We start from the raw sequence: 24,214 nt of genomic DNA, 5'->3' as shown, positions 1-24,214 counted from the left end.
AGTTAAATCAATATTTTAAATAGCATTTTTAGTTTAAATTTAAAAATAACGGTGGTGCTTTTTTGATTTTATTTAGTCTTCCTTCCAACAATTTGTCGTGTTGAGTGAACACGATTTTTCCCTTCAGTTAGGGCTTTTTTGGTGTTTTAGTTATACTTTTTGAATATGAAGCAATAACTGTTTTTTTAATTCGGCACTTAAAGGGATTGCTTTTTTACCTATAACGACATGACTTGTTGCAATTTCATCGATGTGGTGAAGATTAACGATAAAAGAACGATGAATTCGCATTAAGTTATTGGCGGGCAGTTTTTCTTCTAAATATTTCAAAGTGGTAACCAACAAATGTTCCTTGTCCTTACAATGAATTTTGCAATAATTTCGTTCGGCTTCGATGTATAAAATATTTTCAATACAAACCTTAACCATTTTATCGTGACTACGAACGAAAATACAATCACTCAAAATATAAGGCTCATCGGTAGTCAAATCAGCGTGTTTTTCTCTGCTTTGCTCTTCCTGAACACGTATTATTGTTAACTCAATAGCACGTTGTAAGTCTAATTTTTTGAAAGGTTTGGAAATAAAAGCATACGGATTTGTTTCTTTTGCTCTGTTAAAATTGACTTCATCCGAGTTGGCAGTCAAATAAATAATAGGGATTTTATATTCTTTTTGAATTAAATGCGCGACTTCTATACCGTCTAAATTTCCTTTTAGATTGATATCCATCAAAATAATATCTGGAACAAATTGCGCGATATGTGGCATAATACCATCGGATTTTGTAATGATTCCTGTTACTTCATAACCCAAATGAGAAAGTTGCAATGATATATTAGCAGCAATTATCATTTCGTCTTCTACTATCAAAATAGTGTTATTTTTTTTCATATAAGTTGTTTAACTTAATTAGATTTTAAAAAAAATATAGGTTTATTTGATTGAAGATTCCTTGGAATGTATTCTTATGTTTTGTAAAGGTAATGAAAACTATTTAATTGTAAATAAGTAGTTTAGATGCTTTTTTGCAATAGAGGGCGTAAATATAAAAAGTCAAATAGCTTAATTTAAGCTATAATTTAGTTTATACCTGCAGCCTATAGAATCCTTAATAAAATACGCCTAGAATTCTTATTGTTTTGTTGAATAGGAAATTCAAAATGGGTTTTATATTTGTTAAAACTTCCGTCTAAAGTTCAATCAAAAAAAGGTATTTGCAACTTGAGTCTAATGTATAGTTAATAAAAAAATGCCGTTTACTAATTTGTAAACGGCATTTTTTTATTATTTAAAAACAAACTTTATTGAATTATAATTTTTTGGGTATATAAAATCTTCTTCGTATTTAATTCGTATACTTTTAGGATGTAGATACCATTAGAATTTACGATAATGTTTTGAGAACTGGAGGTGTCAATAATTCCTTTTGTTACCTCTTTGCCCAAAATGTCAAATAATTTATATTCTGCTTTTGTGTCATTTTTTACCATTGAAATGTAAAAAGATCCTTTATTTGGAACTGGCCAAACGGTAATTCCAGTTTTAGGTATATCGATTTGTTTTGTTGATAATTGTATGTCAAATCCGCTAAGTATATTTACTTTTCTAGTCATACTACCTCCTTCGGAATCGGTTACAGTGAAATTAAAAGAACCAAAACCGATTGCTGTTGGTGTAAATGCAACAGTATCCGCAACTAGAGATGCAGTTCCATTTACAACATTTGATAGGGTATAAGCGGGGCTTTTTGTAAAACCTTTGGAAAGTTTTTGAATATTGATGCTGATTTTGCTACCATTTGGAGAGTTGTAATGAGGTGTTGCCATCCATTGAATATAAGTGTCTAAATTAGTATATCCATCCAAATCAGCATCTGCATTAGAATCAGAAAAATCACCAGATCCAGAGTTCACATTTGTTCCTATAGTAGTTTCCCACCAATTTGGCAATCCATCATTATCCGAATCCCAGTTGACATCTCTGGATATAGCAGGATACGATTCGAAACCCCCAGCATCGGCTTCGTTATCAGGAAATCCTTTTTTTCCTGTTACACTTCCCGTCACGGAATATGTTCCGGCTAAAGTTTCGTTAACCATTCTTGTGTCGTGGTCGTCAAATACAGGTTGGGTACAACCTACATCTGAAAGTACTATTTTATATGCTTGTGTAGCTGATTGTGTTGTTACAAATGAGGGGAAAAACGGGGTATTTACGAATGTCTCATAGTTGATGGTGATACCACTACTTATAGTGCTTCTTCGTCCCAGTGTTTGATTGCTTTCGTCAAAAAATCCAGGCATAATATTACCAGCAAAATAACTACGTTGCATGCCCGCAAAGTTATCTTCATGATTCATAGTCAATGCATACTGTTGTAATTGCATTCCAGGACCGGGTTTATAATAATTATTTACAAAGTTTACTTCATTAGCCCCTCCATCGGTTGTTCTTGATCCCCAGTTATAAACTACATTATTAGTAATATCTAATTTACCGGCAAAATAATTGTTTCCATCCAAACCACCGGCCAAACTCCAATTACGTCCGTAATTATGTGCTAATAAATTATGATGAAAACTTCCTGTGTCTCCGCTTATTGAACCTGCGTACCCATGCTCTGTACCTGCTGGATAATTTTGATGTCCAGCGGCATTTAATGCTTCTGAAATTAATGTTCTTTGCAGCGTAATATTTTTTCCTGAACGCGAACTAAATGACTCATCAATGGTCCAACTGATGGAACAATGATCTATTATACTATAATTGGCACCAGTTAATCCCATTCCGTCATAGGTTGGTCCGCCTCCAATTCTTACTCTTACATTTTGAACAATGGCATCATTGCCAGTAACTCCAAATGGAGCTGAGCGAATACAGATTCCCTTGCCAGGAGCAGTTTGACCGGCAACGGTAACAAAAGGTTGACTTAAAACCAAACGAGAGTTCAGTTGAATAATTCCGGACACATTAAAAACTATTGTTCTAGGGCCAATGTCATTGGTAACAGCATCACGTAAACTTCCTGGCCCACTATCATTTAAATTAGTTACTGCCACAACTTTTCCGCCTCTTCCTCCGCGGGCAAAACGGCCATAACCTTCAGCATCTGGAAAAGCAAGTTGGGCTGGACGAAATCGCCACGAACTGCCTTTTATAACTTCGCTGCTTGCCAATACCTCATCCACTCGCCAGTAATAAGTTGTTCCGGTATATAAACCATTTATTTGATAGGATGAATTTGTCGTTGTTTGATTTCCTTTATATTCGGATGATGATATGTTCGCTGCTTCCAATGCTGTTAAATCAGTACCAAAATATACATTTTGTGAAACTGCATTAATGGCAGGAGTCCATTGTAATAATGTGCTACCTGAACTTAACTCAACGTGTTCATTGTTATGGATAGGTATTGGATTTGTTGCCTGATTATAAATATTGGCCGTGTTTAATTCAAATCCGTTCAACATTACATTTTTAAAAGTTTCACTACCTGATGTTTCAGCTGTAAATTTAACTACTACATCCGCACCTGCAGTTGCTTGTAAATTTAAGTAAACCGATTTTGCATCAGCAGTTTTTAAAGCTCGTATACTAGGAATTACATTATCCATAACTAAACTTCCATCTACAGAAATATCGATTGGACTAAATGTATAAGTTTCGCTATCCACTGCGTTTAAAAAGGCAAGCAAAGAATGTGTGCCAGTAGGCAATCCGCTAATTCGAAGTTCTATTTGTCCCCCTTCATTTGCTGTCGTGCCTTTTACTGTAAGTCCATCACAAACCAATCGAGCATAACTGGGAGCTTGTATGCCGGCTTTATACCAATTTGTTCCTAACGCATCGCCTTTATTTCCTAGTCTGGTAACTTTAAATGTAATTCCATTGGTAGTCTTGCTTGGTGAGATTGCAACATCCCAGGGTATGTAATCAGGTTCACTAACCTCTGCAGATTGTCTTCCCGACTGATCAAAATCAATTTTCACCACTGGATTTTGGGCATTTACAGAAGGAAGGGCAAGTATTAGAAAAAAGAATAATAATACAAATGATAATTTTAAGGACTTTTTGGACATTAATGGTTTGTTTTATTGGTTTTAATATTTGTAATCGATTGCCCAAATCTATATATTTAAATTTACATTCACAATTCATTCGTGTTGAAATCACACTTTATGATTGGGTAAAAGTAATATTCTTATTTGTTTTATAGATTGTTGTTAATAGCAGGTATATTTAAAGTCTTTTTTATCCTGATAAATAATAGAACCCAAAAAAGTAAAATGTTTGATTCTGTCTTAAATAACGGCCCTAATTTTTTTGCCATTATTATTTGCCATCAAACCTATCATCATAACTAAAGCGGTCAAAATAATTACTTGAATAATTAGAGATTTATTAGCTAATGCTGTTACTTGATTTTGAGGAATACTTAAGAACAATAAAATAGTAATTAAACCACGTGGAGCTATATATAAAAGAGGATCTAATTTGAGTTTAAATATTTTTAAAAATACATATCGAAAAAAGAATATCCCAAATGTGATGCATATGGCCCATAAAATAGTTTGTGAATTGAATAATTCTGAAGTTTGTATTAAATATCCAAATAATAGAAAAAAGAGGGAACGCACTAAAAAAGCAATTTCGATTGTAAGTTCTTTGAATTTACACACTTCTTTGTTTAATATTTCAGGTTGTAATTTTTGAATAAATTTATTGTGTTTAATTTCATCCAAATTCCCAAGAAATAGTCCAAATAAGAGTATAAATATTAATGCAGGTAAATGGTAAATTTTAGAAATATCATAAATTAAAACAATTATTAAAATGATAGGAGCAAACTTAACATGATGTTTAATTTTACTCAACAAAAAGGCTAATCCTAATGTTGCTATCACGGTAATAACTAATATAATTACTAATTGAATTAAAAAGTGCTTGATAGATTGAAATCCAATAATCTCATTAATTGTAATAAAATTAAAAATGATCACCCCAAAAATATCCGATAAACTACTTTCATAAGTAACAAATGCTTTCTGTTTTGAACGTAAATTTTGAGCACTTGGTATAGCAATGGCACTACTTATTATAGCAAATGGAATGGCGTTTGCAAGGCCAATTTTCAAACTTGTATTTCCAAAGTAATGAAAACAATAGCCAAGTAAGAAACTTAGAATTAACATTGGTAAAATTGCAATTAATGATGTTTTTCTAACAAATGAAAACTTCGATTTATTTAATTCTAATTCTAGAGAACCTTCCAATACAATTAAAATAAGTCCAACTGTACCTAATATTGGTAATATTGGAGTCAAATCAGGAATTGGAACATCAATAAAAGTCGAAATTTGATTCACAATCCATCCTAAAACCAAAAGCATTATTACTGAAGGAATTTTAGTTTTAGAGGAAGTAATATCAAAAATGTAGGCTAAAATTAATAAGATGCAAATTGCAGTAATTAGTGTTATTGTCATTTGTGAAAAGGATTTTTATTGGAATCTTTTTAATCTCTATGGTTTGATTTTAAACTAATTAGGACAAATATCCTTGGATAATTGTTTCCAAATATACAAAACAATCAACAAATGTGGGAATTAAACGATAGATTAAATAATTCGTATTTTATAAGTATAAACAAAATTCAATGGTATTTTTTATTCAAATAAATAAGAATTTATTAAATTGAAAAATGTAAAAGAGATAAAAAGCTTTAAATTTCCAAAACCCAAACATTTAAAATTTGCAATTAATTGAGTACTTTAGCATCTCATAAAATCAATTAAATATGATTAGCAAAATTCAATTCGAAAACGAACTTGAACTCATTATAAAAAATGCCATTCGGGAAGATGTTGGTGATGGCGATCATAGTTCACTTGCATGTATTCCAATAAGTGCAACTGGAAAAGCAAAATTATTGGTCAAAGAAAATGGAATTATTGCTGGTGTTTCTTTCGCCAAAATGATTTTCGAATATGTAGACAAGGATTTAATTGTAGAGACATTATTAGAGGATGGAAATCCGGTAAAACAGGGTGATATTGTTTTTCAAGTTTCAGGAAGTTCTCAGTCAATTCTTAAAGCGGAACGGCTTGTACTCAATTCTATGCAAAGAATGAGCGCCATTGCAACTAAAACAAATAGTTATGTCGAATTGTTAAAAGGAACCACTGCAAAAATTTTAGATACCAGAAAAACAACTCCAGGATTCAGAGCTTGTGAGAAATGGGCGGTGAAAATAGGAGGTGGGGAAAATCATCGTTTTGCTCTTTATGATATGGTCATGCTAAAAGACAATCATATTGATTTTGCAGGAGGAATTACATTGGCTATAGCCAAAACTAAACGCTATCTTCAAGAAAATAATCTCGATTTAAAAATTATTGTTGAAGCTAGAAATCTCGATGAAATAAAAGAAATATTGGAAAGTGATGGGATTCATCGAATTTTGATAGATAATTTTAATTACGAAGATACTCGAACAGCGGTTGCCTTAATTGGAAATAAAAGCCAAACAGAATCATCTGGAAATATCAATGAAGAGACCATTAAAAATTATGCCGAATGTGGTGTAAATTATATTTCTTCAGGAGCATTAACTCATTCTATCTATAATATGGATTTAAGTTTGAAGGCATTTTGATACCTGAAATCAATGAGTAAAGAGATAGAAGAAAGAATTAAGAGAGTCAGGATATTGAGAAAATTTGTTTATGTCCTCAAGAGAATAAAACTGCCTTGGTTGTACCAGTTGTCGTTGTATGATTTATTAGAATTATACCTTATTGGAATTGTTGAAGGAGCTTTGTCCTATCGTGCTTCGGCTATTGCATTTAGTTTTTTTATGGCATTATTTCCTTTCGCTTTATTTATCTTAAATCTCATTCCTTATATTCCGATAGAAGGTTTTCAACAGGATTTTCTCAAATTTGTCGAGCATGGTGTTCCGCCCCATACCTATGAAGCTATTGCAATTATTATTAATGATATTTTGAATAATAGTCACACAGGTTTGATTTCTTGGGGTATTGTATTGTCTATTTTATTGATGACAAACGGATTAACAGCAGTTTTAGGTGGTTTCGAGAATTCACATCATATCATTATTAAACGAGGATTTATTCAGCAATATTTAGTGGCACTAGCTATGTCGTTATTGCTTTCGTTTTTATTATTGTTTACTGTTGCTATCATTTTGATATTTGAGGTTTTTATTCAAAAATTTAAAATGCAGAATGTGTTTACAGAAAATATACCTTTTATTCAATTAGGTCGATTTGCGTTTCTAATATTGATGATTTTAATTACCACTTCTATATTATTTAGATTTGGAACTAAACATCACGGTAATCAAAAACCAAAATTCATCTCTATAGGCTCGGTTTTTACAACAATTCTTATTATTCTATCCTCGTATTTTTTTGGTATTTGGGTCATTCGGTTTTCTAAATACAATCAATTATATGGCTCAATTGGTACATTATTGATTATGATGTTTTATATTTGGATAAATTGTATGGTACTTTTGCTTGGCTTCGAATTAAATGCTTCTATTAATAAATTAAGACGAAATTTTAAAAAAGATTGATTTATTTTCTTTCAATAATTATTTAAAAATAAAGTGTTTAAAATAAAATTGCGAACTTTAATACTATTTCTATAGTCTATAATGAGGTTAACACTTAAAAAAAACTTAAATGAAAAATAATCTATTATATATTGTATTGCTTTTTTTTTCAATACAATTTTATGGGCAAAACAACACTGTTATTGGCAAATGGAAAACCATAGGCGATGAAACTGGAGAAGCAAAATCAATTGTTGAGATCTATGAAAAGTCAGGAAAAATCTATGGTAAAATAATAGAAATCCTAGAAGAAAAAAACAAAAAAAAAGTGTGTGTAAAATGCACAGGAGAAGATAAAAACAAACCCATCATAGGAATGACAATTATAAAAGGGCTTTCGAAGGAAGGTACGGAATATACCAATGGTAAAATTCTGGATCCCTCGAACGGGATGTTATATAAATGCTTTATCACATTGGAAAGTAAGGATAAACTTAAAGTTCGTGGTTATATAGGTATTCCATTGTTTGGAAGAACACAATATTGGCTTAGAATAAAGGATTAATTTTTAACTAAAATTTTCCCAATTGCAATTCCTAAATCTCATTTTATAATGCACTTTGTCGAAGTAATCTTACCGCTTTCTCTTGCTAAAACCTTTACCTATCGTGTTTCCGAAACTGAATATCATTACATCAGAAAAGGAATGCGTGTGGCAGTGCCTTTTGGAAAAAGTAAAATATACACTGCGTTAGTAATTGAAATTCACCAAAATAAACCAACTCTATACGAAGCTAAGGAAATTCATCAAATTCTGGATGAAAATCCTATTGTAACCGAAATTCAAATTGCACATTGGCAATGGATTGCTTCTTATTATATGTGTGCTATTGGAGATGTGTATCGTGGCGCAATGCCATCGGCACTTTTGTTGGAAAGCGAAACCATTATTTCTCAAAAACCAGCTATTTTTGTAGATGAAAGTCTTCTTTCTGATGATGAGTTTTTGGTTTACGAAGCATTGCAGCAACAAAATTCTTTGAAAGTGCAGGACATTATCAATATTTTGAATAAGAAAAATATTTTTCCTGTTATCCAAAAGTTGATTGATAAAAACATTCTGGTGCTTCAAGAAGAAATGTTAGAATCTTATTCTCCAAAACTCATTCGATATGTAAAATTACACTCTAAATACGATTCGAATGAAGGCTTGGAAGAATTGCTCGCAACATTAAAAAATGCACACAAACAAAAAGACATTGTAATGCGTTTTTTTCAACTAAGTGCTTCTGAAAAAAAACCGATTACAGTAAAAAAATTGACTGAAGTTGCCAAGTCTACTTCGGCAATTGTGAAAGCATTAATCGATAAAGAAATTTTTGAAGAATACTACATTCAAGTAGATCGTGTCAATTTCTCAGGAAAAACTAAAGAAGAACAATTGCAATTAAGTGAAGCGCAACAAATAGCTTTTGAGGAAATCAAAAAATGTTTTTCCGAAAAAGAAGTTTGTTTGTTACACGGAGTCACCTCAAGTGGAAAAACTGAAATCTACATTAAGCTCATCGAAGAATATCTTGAAACCGGTAAACAAATTCTGTATTTGTTGCCGGAAATTGCACTGACAACGCAGTTAGTAGCAAGGTTGCGAGATTATTTTGGAAATAAAGTAGCCGTTTATCATTCGAAATATAGCAATAACGAAAGGGTAGAAGTGTGGCAGCAAGTATTGGAGCATACTCCAAAAGCACAAATTGTTATTGGGGCGCGTTCCGCCTTGTTTTTACCATTCTCCAACTTGGGATTTGTTATTGTAGATGAAGAACACGAACAAACATTCAAGCAAGTCGATCCGTCCCCTCGTTATCACGCTCGTGATGCCTCAATTGTTTTGGCAAACAATAATAAAGCTAAAGTTTTGTTGGGTTCGGCTACGCCAAGTATCGAAACCTATTATAATACGCAATCAGGAAAATATGGTTTAGTAGAAATTTCTAAACGATATGGAAATGTCATGATGCCCGAAATAGAATTGGTGGGTTTGAAAGACAAATACTTTCGTAAAAGAATGTCTGGACATTTTAGTGATACTTTAATAGAGGAAATCACTACCGCATTATCTTTAGGGGAACAAGTTATATTGTTTCAAAATCGCAGGGGTTATTCGCCAGTAATCGAATGCTTGACTTGTGGTCATGTACCACAATGTCCACAATGCGATGTAAGTCTGACATATCATAAACATAAAAATCAATTGCGTTGTCATTATTGTGGGTATTCCATGGCAAAACCAAACAATTGTCATTCCTGTACCAGCGTTCATTTAACTACAAAAGGATTCGGAACCGAGCAAATTCAGCAGGAATTAGTCGAATTATTTCCTAATGCTAAAATTGGTCGAATGGATCAGGATACCACTCGCGGAAAATATGGTTTCGAAAAAATTATTGATAGTTTTAAAAATCGGGAAGTCGAAATTCTCGTAGGAACTCAAATGCTGGCTAAAGGCTTGGATTTTGATAATGTGAGTTTAGTGGGAATAATGAATGCCGATAACATGTTATATCATCCTGATTTTAGAGCTTTTGAAAGAAGTTTTCAAATGATGACGCAAGTTTCTGGTCGTTCCGGTCGTTCTGAAAAAAGAGGAAAAGTAATTATTCAAACTTATAATATAGAACACAATACCATTCAGCAAGTAGTTCATAATAATTATGAGGGAATGTACAAGGAACAATTATATGAAAGACAAATCTATAAATATCCTCCTTTTTTTAAACTTATTAAATTAACATTGAAACATCGTGATTTTGATAAACTCAAAGAAGGTTCGATGTGGTTGTTTCAAGTGATGCAGTTAAACCTGACAATTCCGGTATTAGGACCAGAGGAACCACCTATTTCTAGGATACGTAATGAATATATTAGAACAATAATGATTAAAATTCCACAAAACCAGTCCTTACAAGGCACAAAAAAAACTATTCAGAAAATGATGAATAGTTTTGAATCTGTTGCACAATATAGAGCTATTAAGATAGCTGTAAATGTTGATTTTTATTAGTTGATAGCCAAAGCTCTAACTAAATCTTCTTTTTTGTTCCTACTAAGAGGGATTTTAGTAATGCCTATTTCTGCAAATCGGCTATTAAAACGCTCTACTTTGTCTATATTTATAATGTACGATTTGTGTACTCTTACAAATTTATCAGCTGGCAGGTCTTTTTCAAAAGATTTCATGGTAGAAAGAACCAAATTACATTCGTCTTCTGTTACCACTTTTACATAATCTCCAAAAGCTTCAATCCATTTTATTTTAGAAGTGAATACTTTTAGTTTTTTTAGATTACTTTTGATAAAGATGTGTTCACCATCTTCATCGTGAGTTTCAGAACGCAAAGCATGTAAATCCATAGCTCTTTTAACAGAAGCATTAAATCGATCTATAGCAATAGGTTTTTGTAGATAATCAGTAGCGTCATAATCAAACGCTTTCATTGCATATTCAGCCTTAGAAGTGATGAAGATAATTTGGGGTTTAGTTTTTAAACCATCCAAGAAATCGAAACCACTAATAACAGGCATCTCAATATCTAAAAAGATTAAATCTACATTATGGATGGTCATACATCCTCTAGCTTCAATCGCATTAGAAAAATCACCAATTAAATTTAGATTTGGGTGATTATTTACTAACTTTGTGATAATCATTCTTTGAATGGAACTATCATCTACAACGACACAGTTTAGTTTCATAATTTTTATTTTATAAAGATTTGGGTTAGTAAAAGTAATATTGATTTTTCAATAAACCTAATCTTTATCGTCTTTTTTTGCATTATGACGATTATAATTGAATAATGTTTGTTTATTTAAAAAAAAAGATTACTTTCGCGGCCAAATTAATTTTAAATAAAAATTTATGAATCATTATGAAACTGTTTTCATTTTAAATCCCGTTTTATCTGAAGTCCAGGTAAAGGAAACAGTAAGCAAATTTGAAGATTTTCTTACTAGTCGTGGAGCTGAAATGGTATCGAAAGAGGATTGGGGCCTAAAAAAAATGGCTTACGAAATCCAAAACAAAAAATCTGGTTTTTACCACCTTTTTGAATTCAAAGTACCAGGAGAAATCTTAATTGCTTTTGAAACTGAATTTAGACGTGACGAAAGAGTAATGCGTTTCTTGACTGTAAGTCTTGATAAACATGCTATTTCATGGGCTGAAAGAAGAAGAACTAAACTTAAATCTGCAAAAGCTTAATTATTATGGCAACATTACAACAATCTGCTTCAGGAAAAAAAGACGGAGATATCAGATATCTTACTCCTTTAAATATAGAAACAAACAAAACTAAAAAGTATTGTCGTTTCAAAAAATCAGGTATCAAATATATTGATTATAAAGATGCTGATTTCTTATTGAAATTCGTAAATGAGCAAGGGAAAATTCTTCCTCGTCGTTTAACTGGAACTTCATTAAAATACCAAAGAAAAGTGTCTGTAGCTGTAAAAAGAGCGCGTCATTTAGCTTTAATGCCATATGTGGCGGATTTATTAAAATAAAAAAAATCTCAGTTGTTGGTTTTCATTAATTTGAAACCTAACTTCTAATAACAAAGGACAACAACATGGAAATTATATTAAAAAAAGACGTTCAAAATTTAGGTTTTAAAGATGATGTGGTAAATGTAAAAAATGGTTACGGTCGTAACTTTTTGATCCCACAAGGTCACGGAATTTTAGCTACTCCTTCTGCAAAGAAAGTATTAGCTGAAAACCTAAAACAAAGAGCACACAAAGAAGCTAAAGTAGTAAACGATGCTAAAGAACTTGCTGAAGTTTTAAAAGCACTTGAAATTAAAATTTACGCAAAAGCAGGTGGTGAAAAACTTTTTGGTTCTATAACAAATATTGATATTGCTACATCTTTAGAGAAAGCAGGTCAATCTATCGAAAGAAAATTTATCACTAGCGGTATCGTAAAAAGAACAGGTAAATATGCTGCAAGCATTAGATTACACAGAGATGTTGTAGTTGAATTAGCTTACGAAATCATTGCTGAAAAAGCATAATTTCTAAAACTATAGATTTAAATCCCGATGTAAATCGGGATTTTTTTTGTTTAATTTTTATTGGATTTTTAATTTTAATCTCTCCTTTTTTAATCTAAAATCCTTAATCTAAAATCTAAAAAGGAATGAAATACTCAAGACTTACAAAAGAACAATTCGAAGAATTACATCAAGAATTTATTAATTTTCTGGCTACTCAAGCAATTGATAAAGCGGAATGGGATAAAATAAAAATAGAAAAACCTGAAGTTGCAGAACAAGAACTGGATGTTTTTTCCGATTTGGTTTGGGAAGGTGTTCTAGGAAGAGCAGCATATTTAGAAAATTTTTCCAAAAATCATATTTTCCTTTTTCAATGTTTTGATACTTATGTTCAATCCATTGTTTTAAAATCATTGGTTCCAGAAACCGATTTTCTAACAAAAGAAGGTTTACAATGGTTGAGTGACAATATGTTTACTGATACTATCGAAATTAAAACAGGTAAAAAAGTATTTATAGAAGATAGAAATACATCTATTTTTGAATTGATACAACAAGGTTCGTTCTTGAGCGACGGACTTTTGTTTAAACAAATTATTTCGATTATAGAATCTTAATTGTATCGTTTATTCTATTAAATTGGTTATTTTAGTCTTTTATTTTAAAAACTAAAATTGCCAATTTTTTCATATGGATATTCTAAATACAATTCAAAATTTAAGAGCGGAATTGAATCTACACAATTATAATTATTATGTGTTAGATACTCCATTTATTTCGGATTTTGAATTTGATCAAAAGCTCAAACAACTTCAAGATTTAGAAAATACGCATCCAGAATATTTTGATGAAAGTTCACCAACACAACGTGTAGGAGGGTTTGTTACCAAGAATTTTGAAACGGTGAAACATGAATTCAGAATGTATTCACTAGATAATTCGTATTCCAAAGATGATTTAAAGGAATGGGAAAAACGGGTTCAAAAAGTATTGGGTGATGTTCCCTTAGAATATACTTGTGAATTGAAATACGACGGTGCATCCATTTCTATCACTTACGAAAATGGAAAACTGAAACGAGCATTAACACGTGGTGATGGAGTGCAAGGCGATGATGTTACTAATAATATCAAAACCATAAAATCAATTCCTTTACAATTAAAAGGAAATTATCCTTCAAAATTTGATGTTCGAGGCGAAATAATTTTGCCTTTTGCTGGTTTTGAAAAAATGAATCAGGATTTAATAGAGATTGGTGAAACACCATATTCTAATCCAAGAAATACCGCTTCAGGAAGTTTGAAATTGCAAGATAGTGCTGAGGTTGCTAAACGACCATTGGATTGTTTGCTGTATTTCCTGATTGGAAATAATTTGCCTTTTAATACTCAATTTGAAGGATTAGAAACCGCAAGGGATTGGGGATTCAAAGTGCCAAAAGAAGCTACCTTAGCAAGTAGTTTGGATCAGGTTTTTGAGTTTATTGAATTTTGGGACATTCACAGAAACAATCTTCCTTATGAAACGGATGGTGTTGTTGTAAAAGTGAACTCTTTTCAATACCAAGATGAATTGGGATATACTGCAAAATCACCAAGATGGGCAATGGCGTATAAATTTAAATCAGAACAAGTTGCTACAGCATTGAATTCTATTTCCTATCAAGTAGGAAGAACAGGTGCGATCACTCCAGTAGCCAATTTGGAACCGGTTCAATTAGCGGGTACTGTGGTTAAACGAGCATCATTGCACAATGCTGACCAGATCGCAAAGTTAGATATCCGTGTTGGAGATACTGTTTTTGTAGAAAAAGGAGGGGAAATTATTCCCAAAATTATTTCGGTGGATTTAAGTAAACGTCCCGATGTTTCCGAACCTACAAAATACATCGCACATTGCCCAGAATGTAGCACCGAATTAGTTCGTGGAGAAGGGGAAGCGAATCATTATTGCCCTAATTTCTATGGTTGTCCACCACAGATTATTGGAAGAATTCAGCATTTTATTTCGAGAAAAGCGATGGACATTGAAGGCCTTGGCGGAGAAACAGTAGCATTGTTATTCAATAATAAATTAGTTCAAAATTATGCCGATTTATATGAGTTAAAAGTAGAGCAAATTCTCCCTTTAGAAAGAATGGCCCAAAAATCAGCTGAAAATTTAGTAAATGGAGTTAAGGATTCTTTAAATATTTCATTCGAACGTGTTTTATATGCTCTCGGAATTCGATTTGTTGGGGAAACAGTTGCTAAAAAATTGGCATTACATTATAAAAATATCGACGCCTTGAGTCAAGCTAACCTAATGGAGTTAATTTTAGTTGATGAAATTGGAGAGCGCATTGCGCAAAGTGTGTTAAACTTTTTTGAAAACCAAGAAAATAAAATAATCATTGAAAGATTAAAAAATTACGGTGTTCAATTAGAAATTATAGAGAAAATAAACCCAAATGCAACTACTTTACTTTTAGGTAAAACCTTTGTGGTTTCAGGTGTTTTTGAGCAATTTTCTAGAGATGATTTGAAAAAAGCTATTGAAGATAACGGTGGAAAAGTAGGGAGCTCCATCTCTGCAAAAACGGACTATGTTATTGCTGGTGCAAATATGGGGCCTGCAAAATTAGAAAAAGCAAATAAATTAAATGTTGCTATAATTTCAGAAGATGATTTTATTAACTTGATTAATGATAAAGAATAAAAATGAAAATTTTTAGTGAAGAATCTTAAATAGAAAAATCAATAATAATAGTATATTTTTTCTTAATGTTGATTTAAGTGATGACCGAATTAATTGCTGACAGTCCAATTAAGTATGGACTTAAGCCATTATTAACAATATTAATAGTAATCCTATATTGGAACTTTTCCATTCGAAGAAATTGGCTCTTTTTTATAAGCATGGTTTTTTTTATTAATTTGTAGGTTGTTTTTTATGCCAGATGAGATTAATTTCCTGTTGTATGCTATGTTAGCTTTCTTTTTTCATAGAATAATTGATATAAATATATATTATTACCAAATTGATAAGACTCAAAGATTTTATACCTCCAGTTTTAGTATCAGTACCCTTTCTCGCTTTTTTTTTTTGTATTTAGGGGATTCTAATGAATCTATTTTGATGAGAAGCTATTTTGTATTGATTGTTCAATTTATTCTAATTTCAGTACTTAGTGGAATAATATTATCTCATTATTTATTAACTTTAAAAAAAAAATGATGTTTGTTTATTTATTTTTGGAATCATGTCTTTTTTGTAGTTTTTTATTGTTTTTATTGAGAAATATTATCTTTCAGAATTAAAATTAAGAAGCTTGCGGCCATTAGCAGTGTTGTTAAACACGATTGTCTGTTATTCGGTTTATAAGTTTGTAATTGCTACAGAGCGATTAAACGATGAATGATTTACTAACAGTTTTTTAATTTTTTTAATAAAAAAATTAAATGTATTCGGCTTGGATTTAAGGTGTAAGACTAGTTTTTTAGCTAAGCTCTCAGGATAATAATCTTAAAAACTTTAATAATGTATGTTGCGATACATACGATATGAATTTAAGTGATTTTCGATTTGATGTTGCAATTATATTAATCGCTTAAAAAGTAGGTTTGACTTCCTTTTTCGAAATTTAAGGACCCACATTTCTTTAATTTTAGTAACAGAGTTACTATATTTACAGCAATAAAAGTTTAAAAAAAGTGTTAAGAATATAACAAAAAGTTTTAAAACACCACTTTACTTTTTTAGATTTGCAATCCGTTATGCAACTTAAATTAATTAATTTTGTAACAAAGTAAAAGCAGTATGATTTTAAATTATATAAAGAATTTTTTTTTTAAGAAAAAGCAAAAAAAAAAAATTCAAGATGTAATAAGTACTTCTAATTCAAATACAATTCAAACAGTCGGTTTGCTTATAGACGAAAGTTATTTTTTTGAAAAGGAAGCTTTTGTAAAGGAGTTAATTGCTAATGGAATTTTAGAAACAAATATTAAAATTATTGCTTTTAGCGATAGGTTAAAAAAAAGCGAACTCAATTCTCATCCGACCTTTAGTTTGAAAGATTTCAATTGGAAATCTCAAATTACAAATTTGGAAGTAAATAATTTTATCCTCGAAAAATTTGATTTGTTAATAAATTATTATGATGTTGAAAAAGCGATTTTATTGTACATTACAAATGCGTCAAAAGCAGATTTCAAAGTAGGGTTTTCAACAATAGATAAAAGATTAAATCATTTTATGATAAATACCAACGCTGAAAACTACACTGTTTTTACTCAGGAGTTGTTCAGGTATTTAAAATTATTAAATAAAATATAAAACAAATTATGCAATCATTAATAGGTACAGGCGTTGCTTTAGCAACTCCCTTTAAAAAAGATTTTTCAATTGATACAGAGGCATTAATTAAAACAGTTAATTTTTCAATAGACGGAGGAGTTGAATATATAGTAGTGTTAGGTACAACAGCTGAAGGGGCTACTATGACCAAGGATGAAAAAGAATTTGTAATCAAGACTATAATTGAAACAAATAATGGAAGAATACCTTTAGTTCTTGGAGTTGGAGGTAATAATACCATGGAGGTAGTTCAGGAGCTTAAAACGAGAGATTTTTCTGCATTTGAAGCTATTCTATCCATATCACCCTATTACAATAAACCAAATCAAGAAGGAATATACCAGCATTTTAAAGCTATAGCTGAAGCATCTCCAATTCCTGTAATTTTGTATAATGTTCCTAGTAGAACTGGAAGTAATATGTTGCCATCCACTGTGATGCGTTTAGCTAATGATTTCAAAAATATCGTTGCCACTAAAGAAGCTGCAGGTGATATGATTCAAGCATTACAGTTGTTCAAAAATAAGCCTAAAGATTTTTTAATAATATCAGGTGATGACATGATTGCTTTACCAATGGTATTAGCAGGCGGATCAGGGGTTATTTCTGTAATTGCACAAGGTTTTCCAAAAGAATTTTCAGAAATGATACGATTGGGGTTGAATAGAAAAGTAGATGATGCATTTGAGATTCAATACCTTTTGTCAGATAGTATTGATATGATTTTTGAGCAAGGAAACCCTGCTGGAATCAAACAAGTGCTTCAATCGCTGGGTATTGCTGAAAATACGGTGCGATTACCCTTGGTAAGTGTAGATGAATCGTTGTCAAATAGAATTGATCTTTTTGTAAAGAAAATCAATAAGTTGACCTAGAAATTACCCTTCTTTTTTAATAAAAAAATATATTTTGTAGTGGCTAAATTAATGACTAAATTTGCCACCGAATTACATTTTGATTTTTATTATAAAAGATTTCTAATAAATCATTAAAAAAGTAAATAACAAAAATGAAATCTAAGATTCAGAAACTCCAAAAAACAAGCATTAATTTTATGATGAGTAAAAAAATAGTATCGTTATTACTTATGGTAGTTCTATTTGTTTCTTGTAGTGAATATCAAAAAGCACTTAAATCAGAAGATATTGCAGTAAAATATGATATGGCTTCTAAATTATATGATGCTGGAAAATACAATGATGCAATTCGATTAATTGAACAAATAGCGCCAACATATAGAGGAAAGCCGCAAGCTGAGAAATTATTTTACATGTTTTCTCAATCGTATTACAAAACGAAACAATATTATTTAGCTGCATATCAATTCGAAAGTTTTGTTTCTGGTTATCCTAAAAGTGAAAAAATACAAGAAGCTGCTTTTCTAGGTGCTAAAAGTTTTTCTACGCTTTCACCAGTATACAGTTTAGATCAAACAGATACTTTTAAAGCAATAGACAAGTTACAGGATTTTATAGATTCTTATCCAAATTCAGAGTATTTTGCAGAAGCCAATACTATTCTAAAAGGGTTAAATGAAAAAATAGAGCAAAAAGTTTATGAAAATGCTAAAGGCTATAACACCATTTTAGATTATAAATCTGCAATGGTAGCCTTAGAAAACTTTATTACTGATTATCCAGGTACACACTTTAAAGAAGATGCATTATTTTATAAATACGATTCAGCATATCAATTAGGTATTAATAGTATTCCTTCTAAAATGGAAGAAAGATTAATAATTGCTAAAACTGCTTATTCAAATTTGATAAAATTTAAAGAAGATACAAAATACAAAAAATTAGCTGACCAAATGTTAGTTAGAATAGAAACAGATTTACAACAATTTACTAAATAAATAAAGTCATGGATTTAAGAAAGACGAATGCTCCAGTAAACACAATTACTTATAATAAGAATATTATTGAAGAGCCTACTGGAAATGTTTATGAAGCTATAACAATAATGGCTAAAAGAGCAAATCAAATTAATTCTGAAATCAAAAAAGAATTGACTGAAAAACTAGAAGAATTTGCTACTTACAACGATAGTCTTGAAGAAGTATTCGAAAATAAGGAACAAATTGAGGTTTCAAAGTTTTATGAAAAATTGCCTAAACCACATGCTTTAGCAGTTCAAGAATGGTTAGATGGTAAAACATACTACAGAGACGCAAACAAATAATTATACCAATGTCAGTTTTAAGCGGAAAAAAAATTTTACTGGGAATTTCTGGTGGAATTGCAGCTTATAAAACAGCTACATTAGTTCGACTTTTTATCAAAGCAGGTGCACATGTCCAAGTGATAATGACACCTGCTTCTAAGGATTTTATAACTCCTCTTACCTTATCTACCTTATCAAAAAATGCTGTTTATTCTAGTTTTTATGATGAAAGTACGGATAACGAAAAATGGAATAGCCATGTAGAATTTGGTCTCTGGGCAGATTTGATGATTATTGCTCCTGCTACGGCAAATACTTTGTCGAAAATGGCCAACGGAATATGCGACAACCTGTTAATTGCAACATATTTATCGGCTAAGTGCCCTGTTTATTTTGCACCAGCTATGGATTTGGATATGTATATTCACCCTTCTACATTAGAGAGTTTTTCGAAATTGCAACAATATGGAAACACCATGATTCCTGCCGAAAGTGGAGAATTAGCGAGTGGTCTATCTGGAGAAGGAAGAATGTCAGAACCGGAACATATTATAGCTTTTATAGAAGCTGATTTAGAAAGTAGGTTACCACTTAAAGGGAAAAAAATATTAATTACTGCTGGCCCCACTTACGAAGCGATTGATCCTGTACGTTTTATCGGCAATCATTCTTCGGGGAAAATGGGTTTTGATATTGCACAAAGTGCCGCAAATCTTGGAGCTTCGGTACTATTAGTTACTGGACCAACTCATTTTACAATAGAAAGTAATTTGGTAAAAGTGATTCGAGTTGTTTCTGCACAGGAAATGTATGAAGCTTGTCATCTCTATTTTGACGATGTTGATGTGGTAATTGCAGCAGCGGCAGTTGCTGATTATAGGCCAAAGAATGTCGCGTCTCACAAGATCAAAAAAAATACTGCTGAATATAAAATAGAGCTCGAAAAAACAATAGATATTTTAGCTTCTCTGGGAGAAATCAAGAAAAATCAGCTTTTAATAGGTTTTGCATTAGAAACTGAGAATGAAATTGAAAATGCAAAGTTGAAAATTCAGAAAAAAAACTTAGATTTGATTGTTCTTAATTCTTTACAAGATAAAGGAGCTGGTTTTGGGAAATTGACAAACAAAATCACTTTCATAGATAAAAATTTCGTGGTAGAACCAATGGAACTTAAATCAAAAGAAGCAGTTGCAGACGATATATTAAACAAAGTAATAGCACATTTTTATGCCTAGAATAATTGTTTTTTTCTTTTTACTCACATTTGGAGTTGTTCATTCTCAAGAGTTGAATTGTATTGTTACGGTCAATACTCAAAAACTTTCTAATGCGAATCAACAAGTCTTTAAAACTTTGGAGACCTCTTTAAGTGAGTTTGTAAACCAGACCCACTGGACAAATCAAGTTTTTAAACAAAATGAAAAAATAAATTGTTCGATGTATATAACTATATCGTCTAATAATTCGGATCAATTTACGGGCACAATACAAGTTCAATCCTCTCGACCAGTATTTAATTCTACTTTTTCTTCGCCAGTTTTAAACTTTAATGATAAAGATTTTAGTTTTAAATATACGGAGTTTGAAAGTCTACTTTTTAATCCAACTGTATTTGATTCTAATCTAGTTTCGGTAGTTTCGTTCTATAGCTATATTATTTTAGGATTAGATTACGATACATTTACTCCATTAGGAGGAAATTCTTATCTAGAAATCGCTCAAAACATTGCTAATATAGCTCAACAAGGAAGTTATAAAGGTTGGAGCCAATCTGATGGAAATCAAAGCAGGTATTATTTGATTAATGATTTATTGGCGCCAGCTTATAATGATATCAGACAATCATCTTATACCTATCATTCTGGATTGGATTTAATGAATCAGGATTTAAAATCTGCAAAGGTGAAAATTCAAACGGCTGTAGTTACTATTGGAAAATTGAATTCAGTAAAACCAAATGCCTTTTTAACTCGAGTATTTTTTGATGCCAAAGCCGACGAAATTGTCTCTATTTTTTCTGGAGGGCCTAGTGTTCCAATAACAGATTTAGTAGAAAATTTAAACAAGACTTCACCTTTGAATTCCAGTAAATGGGCGCTAATTAAGTATTAATTAGTTTCGGGTTTCACTAACTTAATTTTAGATTTCAAAATTTATAAAAATGATCACTTCACTGTCGATAAAGAACTATGCTTTAATTGAAAAATTAACTATTGATTTTTCAAAAGGTTTTTCAATTATAACAGGGGAAACTGGTGCCGGAAAATCAATAATTTTAGGTGCCTTAGGTCTGGTTTTAGGTAAAAGAGCCGATCTTACTTCATTAAAAAATAAGGAAGAAAAATGTATTATCGAAGCCCTTTTTTCAATTTCAAAATATAATTTGGCTCCTTTTTTTGAAGCCAATGATTTGGATTATGAAGATGAAACTATTATTCGTCGTGAAATATTACCCTCAGGAAAATCGAGAGCTTTTATCAACGATAGTCCTGTGAATCTTCAAGAATTACAAGAATTAAGTTTCTATTTGATTGACATTCATTCCCAACATCAAACTCAAGAACTATCTGAAGAAAAAGTTCAGTTTGAAATTATTGATGCAATAGCCGATAATTTTCAAAATATTGTAGAGTATCAAATCCTTTTGAAAAATTATAAATCAGATAAAGTCAAGTTAAATACATTACTTAAAAAACAATCTGAATCTGCCAAGGAACAGGAATACAATACTTTTTTATTAGATGAATTAGTTGCTGCCAATTTAAAAGCTGATGAACAAGAAGTATTAGAGTCTGATTTTGAAAAACTGAATAATGTTGAAATCATTAAAGAATCAATAGATAAATCCTTGGCTGTAGCCAATGAAGAACAAATAGGAGTGATGCACAATTTGAAAGAAATTAAAAATTCATTGCATAAAATTGCTTCTTTTTCTCCAGAATACGATGCTTTGTTAGAGCGGGTTTCGAGCGTAGCGATAGAATTTGATGATATCACAGTCGAACTAAATCGAAGTGCCGAAAAATTGATTAATGATCCAGAGCAGTTGGTCTTGATTAGTCAAAAGTTACAATTGATTTATACCTTGCAAAAGAAACATCAAGTTACTACAGTAAATGAATTAATTCAGATTAAAAACAGGCTGGAAAACACTGTTTTAGAATTAGGGAATTTAGAAGATCAAATTGTAAATTTAAAAAAATCGATTCAACAAATCACTACCTCATTAGATGGATTATCTAATGAAATTCATCAAAAAAGAGTAGATGCTGTTCCTGTTTTAGCGCAGAAGTTAATAGCTATATTAGAAACTTTAGGCATGCCAAATGTTCGTTTTAAAATTGACATACGAGCGTCTTCAACTTATTTCGATAATGGAAAAGATACACTTGAATTTTTGTTTTCTGCCAATAAAGGAACAGATTTTGGATTGTTGAAAAAGGTAGCTTCTGGTGGTGAAATGTCAAGAATTATGCTTGCTGTTAAAGCAGTATTAGCGCATTATTCAAAACTGCCAACTTTAATTTTCGATGAAATAGATTCTGGGGTTTCTGGTGAAATTGCCAACAGTATGGGTGAAATAATGAAGGAAATGAGTCAAAATATGCAAATATTTGCCATTACACATTTACCTCAAATTGCTTCAAAAGGAACGGCGCATTTCAAGGTGTCAAAATCTACAATTGGAGAAGACACACTTTCAGAATTAAAATTATTATCCAAAGAGGAGCGTATAGTTGAAATAGCGCAAATGTTATCAGGAACAGTTGTTTCGGATTCGGCATTAAACCATGCAAAAGCCTTGTTGAATTAAAGAAATGCCTTATATTTGTCCACTTAAAAATTCAGATAAACCGAAAATTTTTTAAAATATGATTATAGAACCAAGAATGAGAGGATTTATTTGCCTAACGTCTCACCCAGATGGTTGTGCGCAAAGTGTAAAAAATCAAATTGAATATATCAAATCAAAAGGTGATATCAATGGAGCCAAAAAAGTTTTAGTAATTGGAGCTTCAACCGGTTTCGGTTTATCATCGAGAATAACTGCCGCTTTTGGTTCTAATGCTGCAACAATTGGTGTATTCTTTGAAAAACCACCAACTGTAGGAAGACCAGGTTCTCCAGGTTGGTATAATTCAGCGGCTTTTGAAAATGAAGCAAGTAAAGCTGGCTTGTATGCAAAAAGTATCAATGGCGATGCGTTTTCAAATGAAATCAAAAAACAAACTTTAGATTTAATAAAATCTGATCTGGGTCAAATAGACTTGATAATTTATAGTCTAGCATCACCTGTTCGATTGCATCCAGTTACAGGAGTTTTGCATCGTTCGGTTTTGAAACCAATTGGTCAAAAATTCACCAATAAAACAGTTGATTTTCATACAGGAATTGTTTCTGAAGTTTCTATTGAACCTTGCACAGAGGAGGATATCACAAACACAATTGCAGTAATGGGTGGAGAAGATTGGGCAATGTGGATTGATGCATTAAAAGCAGAAAATCTTTTGGCCGAAGGAGCTTCAACAGTTGCTTATTCTTATATTGGACCATCATTAACTGAAGCTGTTTATAGAAAAGGAACTATTGGTCAAGCTAAAGATCATCTAGAAGCAACTGCTTTTGAAATTACAGATAGTTTAAAATCTATAGGTGGAAAAGCATTTGTATCTGTAAATAAAGCATTGGTAACACAAGCAAGTTCTGCTATTCCAGTTATTCCTTTATATATTTCTTTGTTATACAAAATAATGAAAGAAGAAGGAATTCATGAAGGATGTATTGAACAAATTCAGCGATTATTCCAAGAAAGATTATATACAGGAAATGAAATTCCTACCGATGAAAAAGGAAGAATTAGAATTGATGACTGGGAAATGCGTCCAGATGTTCAAGAAAAAGTAGCTGCTTTATGGAAACTTGCAACAACTGAAACGCTGCCTGAGATTGGTGACTTAATAGGTTATAAAAAAGATTTTTTAAATCTTTTTGGATTTGAATTTGAAGGAGTTGATTATGCGGCAGAAGCTAATGAAATGGTAGCAGTTTCAAGTATAGTTTAATTTGATAC

At 31.3% G+C, this 24,214-nt stretch carries 21 protein-coding genes; 17 read left to right on the top strand and 4 right to left on the bottom strand.

Annotated features, from left to right (window positions below; genetic code table 11):
- Nucleotides 1-150: 150 nt before the first annotated feature.
- The 3 genes from E0F76_RS07950 to E0F76_RS07940 all read right to left on the bottom strand — a co-directional run bounded on the left by E0F76_RS07950 (nt 151) and on the right by E0F76_RS07940 (nt 5,489).
- Entirely contained in the window at nt 151-894 is a 744-nt protein-coding gene (locus E0F76_RS07950) for a LytR/AlgR family response regulator transcription factor (RefSeq protein ID WP_132003908.1), read from the bottom strand.
- Between the two features lie 410 nt (nt 895-1,304).
- Nucleotides 1,305-4,082, bottom strand: coding sequence for a T9SS type A sorting domain-containing protein (locus tag E0F76_RS07945; protein WP_132003905.1), 2,778 nt, complete (start codon nt 4,080-4,082; stop codon nt 1,305-1,307).
- A 222-nt stretch (nt 4,083-4,304) separates the two neighbouring features.
- A complete protein-coding gene (locus E0F76_RS07940) occupies nt 4,305-5,489 on the bottom strand; it encodes a cation:proton antiporter (protein ID WP_132003902.1) in 1,185 nt (394 codons plus the stop codon).
- Between the two features lie 311 nt (nt 5,490-5,800).
- Here E0F76_RS07940 and nadC point away from each other — a divergent pair, with 311 nt between their 5' ends.
- The 4 genes from nadC to priA all read left to right on the top strand — a co-directional run bounded on the left by nadC (nt 5,801) and on the right by priA (nt 10,646).
- The gene (gene nadC, locus E0F76_RS07935) at nt 5,801-6,658 is read left to right on the top strand and encodes a carboxylating nicotinate-nucleotide diphosphorylase (protein WP_132003899.1); all 858 of its coding nucleotides are present in this window, start codon (nt 5,801-5,803) and stop codon (nt 6,656-6,658) included.
- A 12-nt stretch (nt 6,659-6,670) separates the two neighbouring features.
- Nucleotides 6,671-7,603 carry a YihY/virulence factor BrkB family protein gene (locus E0F76_RS07930; protein WP_132003896.1) on the top strand — a complete coding sequence of 311 codons (933 nt, stop codon included), beginning with the start codon at nt 6,671-6,673 and terminating at the stop codon, nt 7,601-7,603.
- 109 nt (nt 7,604-7,712) lie between these two features.
- Nucleotides 7,713-8,147, top strand: coding sequence for a DUF2147 domain-containing protein (locus E0F76_RS07925; protein WP_132003893.1), 435 nt, complete (start codon nt 7,713-7,715; stop codon nt 8,145-8,147).
- 48 nt (nt 8,148-8,195) lie between these two features.
- Nucleotides 8,196-10,646: a replication restart helicase PriA gene (priA, locus tag E0F76_RS07920; protein ID WP_132003890.1), complete on the top strand. Its 2,451-nt coding sequence runs from the start codon at nt 8,196-8,198 to the stop codon at nt 10,644-10,646.
- Here priA and E0F76_RS07915 read toward each other — a convergent pair.
- Nucleotides 10,643-11,338: a LytR/AlgR family response regulator transcription factor gene (locus tag E0F76_RS07915; RefSeq protein WP_132003887.1), complete on the bottom strand. Its 696-nt coding sequence runs from the start codon at nt 11,336-11,338 to the stop codon at nt 10,643-10,645. The two genes, priA and E0F76_RS07915, sit on opposite strands and share 4 nt — an antisense overlap.
- 166 nt (nt 11,339-11,504) lie before the next feature.
- Here E0F76_RS07915 and rpsF point away from each other — a divergent pair, with 166 nt between their 5' ends.
- The 13 genes from rpsF to fabV all read left to right on the top strand — a co-directional run bounded on the left by rpsF (nt 11,505) and on the right by fabV (nt 24,206).
- The gene (gene rpsF / locus E0F76_RS07910; RefSeq protein WP_132003884.1) at nt 11,505-11,846 is read left to right on the top strand and encodes a 30S ribosomal protein S6; all 342 of its coding nucleotides are present in this window, start codon (nt 11,505-11,507) and stop codon (nt 11,844-11,846) included.
- A 5-nt stretch (nt 11,847-11,851) separates the two neighbouring features.
- The gene (gene rpsR / locus E0F76_RS07905; protein ID WP_007138295.1) at nt 11,852-12,148 is read left to right on the top strand and encodes a 30S ribosomal protein S18; all 297 of its coding nucleotides are present in this window, start codon (nt 11,852-11,854) and stop codon (nt 12,146-12,148) included.
- A gap of 65 nt (nt 12,149-12,213) precedes the next feature.
- Nucleotides 12,214-12,657 (top strand): 50S ribosomal protein L9, encoded by a 444-nt coding sequence (rplI, locus tag E0F76_RS07900; RefSeq protein ID WP_132003881.1) that lies wholly within the window; start codon nt 12,214-12,216, stop codon nt 12,655-12,657.
- A gap of 125 nt (nt 12,658-12,782) precedes the next feature.
- Nucleotides 12,783-13,256 carry a DUF6495 family protein gene (locus E0F76_RS07895; protein ID WP_132003878.1) on the top strand — a complete coding sequence of 158 codons (474 nt, stop codon included), beginning with the start codon at nt 12,783-12,785 and terminating at the stop codon, nt 13,254-13,256.
- Nucleotides 13,257-13,329: 73 nt separating this feature from the next.
- Complete coding sequence (gene ligA / locus E0F76_RS07890; protein ID WP_132003875.1) at nt 13,330-15,336, top strand: NAD-dependent DNA ligase LigA; 2,007 nt, start codon at nt 13,330-13,332, stop codon at nt 15,334-15,336.
- Nucleotides 15,337-16,437: 1,101 nt separating this feature from the next.
- The gene (locus tag E0F76_RS07885; protein ID WP_132003872.1) at nt 16,438-16,956 is read left to right on the top strand and encodes a DUF6913 domain-containing protein; all 519 of its coding nucleotides are present in this window, start codon (nt 16,438-16,440) and stop codon (nt 16,954-16,956) included.
- Nucleotides 16,957-16,964: 8 nt separating this feature from the next.
- Nucleotides 16,965-17,852, top strand: coding sequence for a 4-hydroxy-tetrahydrodipicolinate synthase (dapA, locus tag E0F76_RS07880; protein ID WP_132003869.1), 888 nt, complete (start codon nt 16,965-16,967; stop codon nt 17,850-17,852).
- Between the two features lie 182 nt (nt 17,853-18,034).
- Complete coding sequence (locus E0F76_RS07875) at nt 18,035-18,832, top strand: outer membrane protein assembly factor BamD (RefSeq protein WP_407920982.1); 798 nt, start codon at nt 18,035-18,037, stop codon at nt 18,830-18,832.
- A gap of 8 nt (nt 18,833-18,840) precedes the next feature.
- Entirely contained in the window at nt 18,841-19,158 is a 318-nt protein-coding gene (locus tag E0F76_RS07870; protein ID WP_132003863.1) for a DNA-directed RNA polymerase subunit omega, read from the top strand.
- A gap of 8 nt (nt 19,159-19,166) precedes the next feature.
- Nucleotides 19,167-20,378, top strand: coding sequence for a bifunctional phosphopantothenoylcysteine decarboxylase/phosphopantothenate--cysteine ligase CoaBC (gene coaBC, locus E0F76_RS07865; protein WP_132003860.1), 1,212 nt, complete (start codon nt 19,167-19,169; stop codon nt 20,376-20,378).
- Nucleotides 20,371-21,255 (top strand): type IX secretion system protein PorD, encoded by an 885-nt coding sequence (gene porD / locus E0F76_RS07860; RefSeq protein ID WP_132003857.1) that lies wholly within the window; start codon nt 20,371-20,373, stop codon nt 21,253-21,255. The genes coaBC and porD overlap by 8 nt, the downstream gene beginning before the upstream one ends.
- Nucleotides 21,256-21,304: 49 nt before the next feature.
- A complete protein-coding gene (gene recN, locus E0F76_RS07855; RefSeq protein ID WP_132003854.1) occupies nt 21,305-22,957 on the top strand; it encodes a DNA repair protein RecN in 1,653 nt (550 codons plus the stop codon).
- 58 nt (nt 22,958-23,015) lie between these two features.
- Nucleotides 23,016-24,206, top strand: a complete 1,191-nt coding sequence (fabV, locus tag E0F76_RS07850) for an enoyl-ACP reductase FabV (RefSeq protein ID WP_132003851.1) — start codon at nt 23,016-23,018, stop codon at nt 24,204-24,206.
- Nucleotides 24,207-24,214: the final 8 nt, after the last annotated feature.

The sequence above is a fragment of the Flavobacterium cellulosilyticum genome (genome assembly GCF_004349355.1).
Lineage (GTDB): Bacteria > Bacteroidota > Bacteroidia > Flavobacteriales > Flavobacteriaceae > Flavobacterium > Flavobacterium cellulosilyticum.
Note: the sequence above shows the minus strand (reverse complement) of the source record. Positions and strands in the feature narration are given on the sequence as shown.

Excerpts from the sequence above, each read along its gene's own strand:
- fabV (WP_132003851.1), top strand. The coding sequence starts at position 23,016 with ATGATTATAGAACCAAGAATGAGAGGATTTATTTGCCTAACGTCTCAC.
- E0F76_RS07915 (WP_132003887.1), bottom strand. The coding sequence starts at position 11,338 with ATGAAACTAAACTGTGTCGTTGTAGATGATAGTTCCATTCAAAGAATG.
- ligA (WP_132003875.1), top strand. The coding sequence starts at position 13,330 with ATGGATATTCTAAATACAATTCAAAATTTAAGAGCGGAATTGAATCTA.
- E0F76_RS07875 (WP_407920982.1), top strand. The coding sequence starts at position 18,035 with ATGAGTAAAAAAATAGTATCGTTATTACTTATGGTAGTTCTATTTGTT.
- recN (WP_132003854.1), top strand. The coding sequence starts at position 21,305 with ATGATCACTTCACTGTCGATAAAGAACTATGCTTTAATTGAAAAATTA.
- rpsR (WP_007138295.1), top strand. The coding sequence starts at position 11,852 with ATGGCAACATTACAACAATCTGCTTCAGGAAAAAAAGACGGAGATATC.
- E0F76_RS07925 (WP_132003893.1), top strand. The coding sequence starts at position 7,713 with ATGAAAAATAATCTATTATATATTGTATTGCTTTTTTTTTCAATACAA.
- E0F76_RS07870 (WP_132003863.1), top strand. The coding sequence starts at position 18,841 with ATGGATTTAAGAAAGACGAATGCTCCAGTAAACACAATTACTTATAAT.
- E0F76_RS07945 (WP_132003905.1), bottom strand. The coding sequence starts at position 4,082 with ATGTCCAAAAAGTCCTTAAAATTATCATTTGTATTATTATTCTTTTTT.
- rplI (WP_132003881.1), top strand. The coding sequence starts at position 12,214 with ATGGAAATTATATTAAAAAAAGACGTTCAAAATTTAGGTTTTAAAGAT.
- priA (WP_132003890.1), top strand. The coding sequence starts at position 8,196 with ATGCACTTTGTCGAAGTAATCTTACCGCTTTCTCTTGCTAAAACCTTT.
- nadC (WP_132003899.1), top strand. The coding sequence starts at position 5,801 with ATGATTAGCAAAATTCAATTCGAAAACGAACTTGAACTCATTATAAAA.
- rpsF (WP_132003884.1), top strand. The coding sequence starts at position 11,505 with ATGAATCATTATGAAACTGTTTTCATTTTAAATCCCGTTTTATCTGAA.
- coaBC (WP_132003860.1), top strand. The coding sequence starts at position 19,167 with ATGTCAGTTTTAAGCGGAAAAAAAATTTTACTGGGAATTTCTGGTGGA.
- porD (WP_132003857.1), top strand. The coding sequence starts at position 20,371 with ATGCCTAGAATAATTGTTTTTTTCTTTTTACTCACATTTGGAGTTGTT.
- E0F76_RS07885 (WP_132003872.1), top strand. The coding sequence starts at position 16,438 with ATGATTTTAAATTATATAAAGAATTTTTTTTTTAAGAAAAAGCAAAAA.
- E0F76_RS07895 (WP_132003878.1), top strand. The coding sequence starts at position 12,783 with ATGAAATACTCAAGACTTACAAAAGAACAATTCGAAGAATTACATCAA.
- E0F76_RS07950 (WP_132003908.1), bottom strand. The coding sequence starts at position 894 with ATGAAAAAAAATAACACTATTTTGATAGTAGAAGACGAAATGATAATT.
- E0F76_RS07930 (WP_132003896.1), top strand. The coding sequence starts at position 6,671 with ATGAGTAAAGAGATAGAAGAAAGAATTAAGAGAGTCAGGATATTGAGA.
- E0F76_RS07940 (WP_132003902.1), bottom strand. The coding sequence starts at position 5,489 with ATGACAATAACACTAATTACTGCAATTTGCATCTTATTAATTTTAGCC.
- dapA (WP_132003869.1), top strand. The coding sequence starts at position 16,965 with ATGCAATCATTAATAGGTACAGGCGTTGCTTTAGCAACTCCCTTTAAA.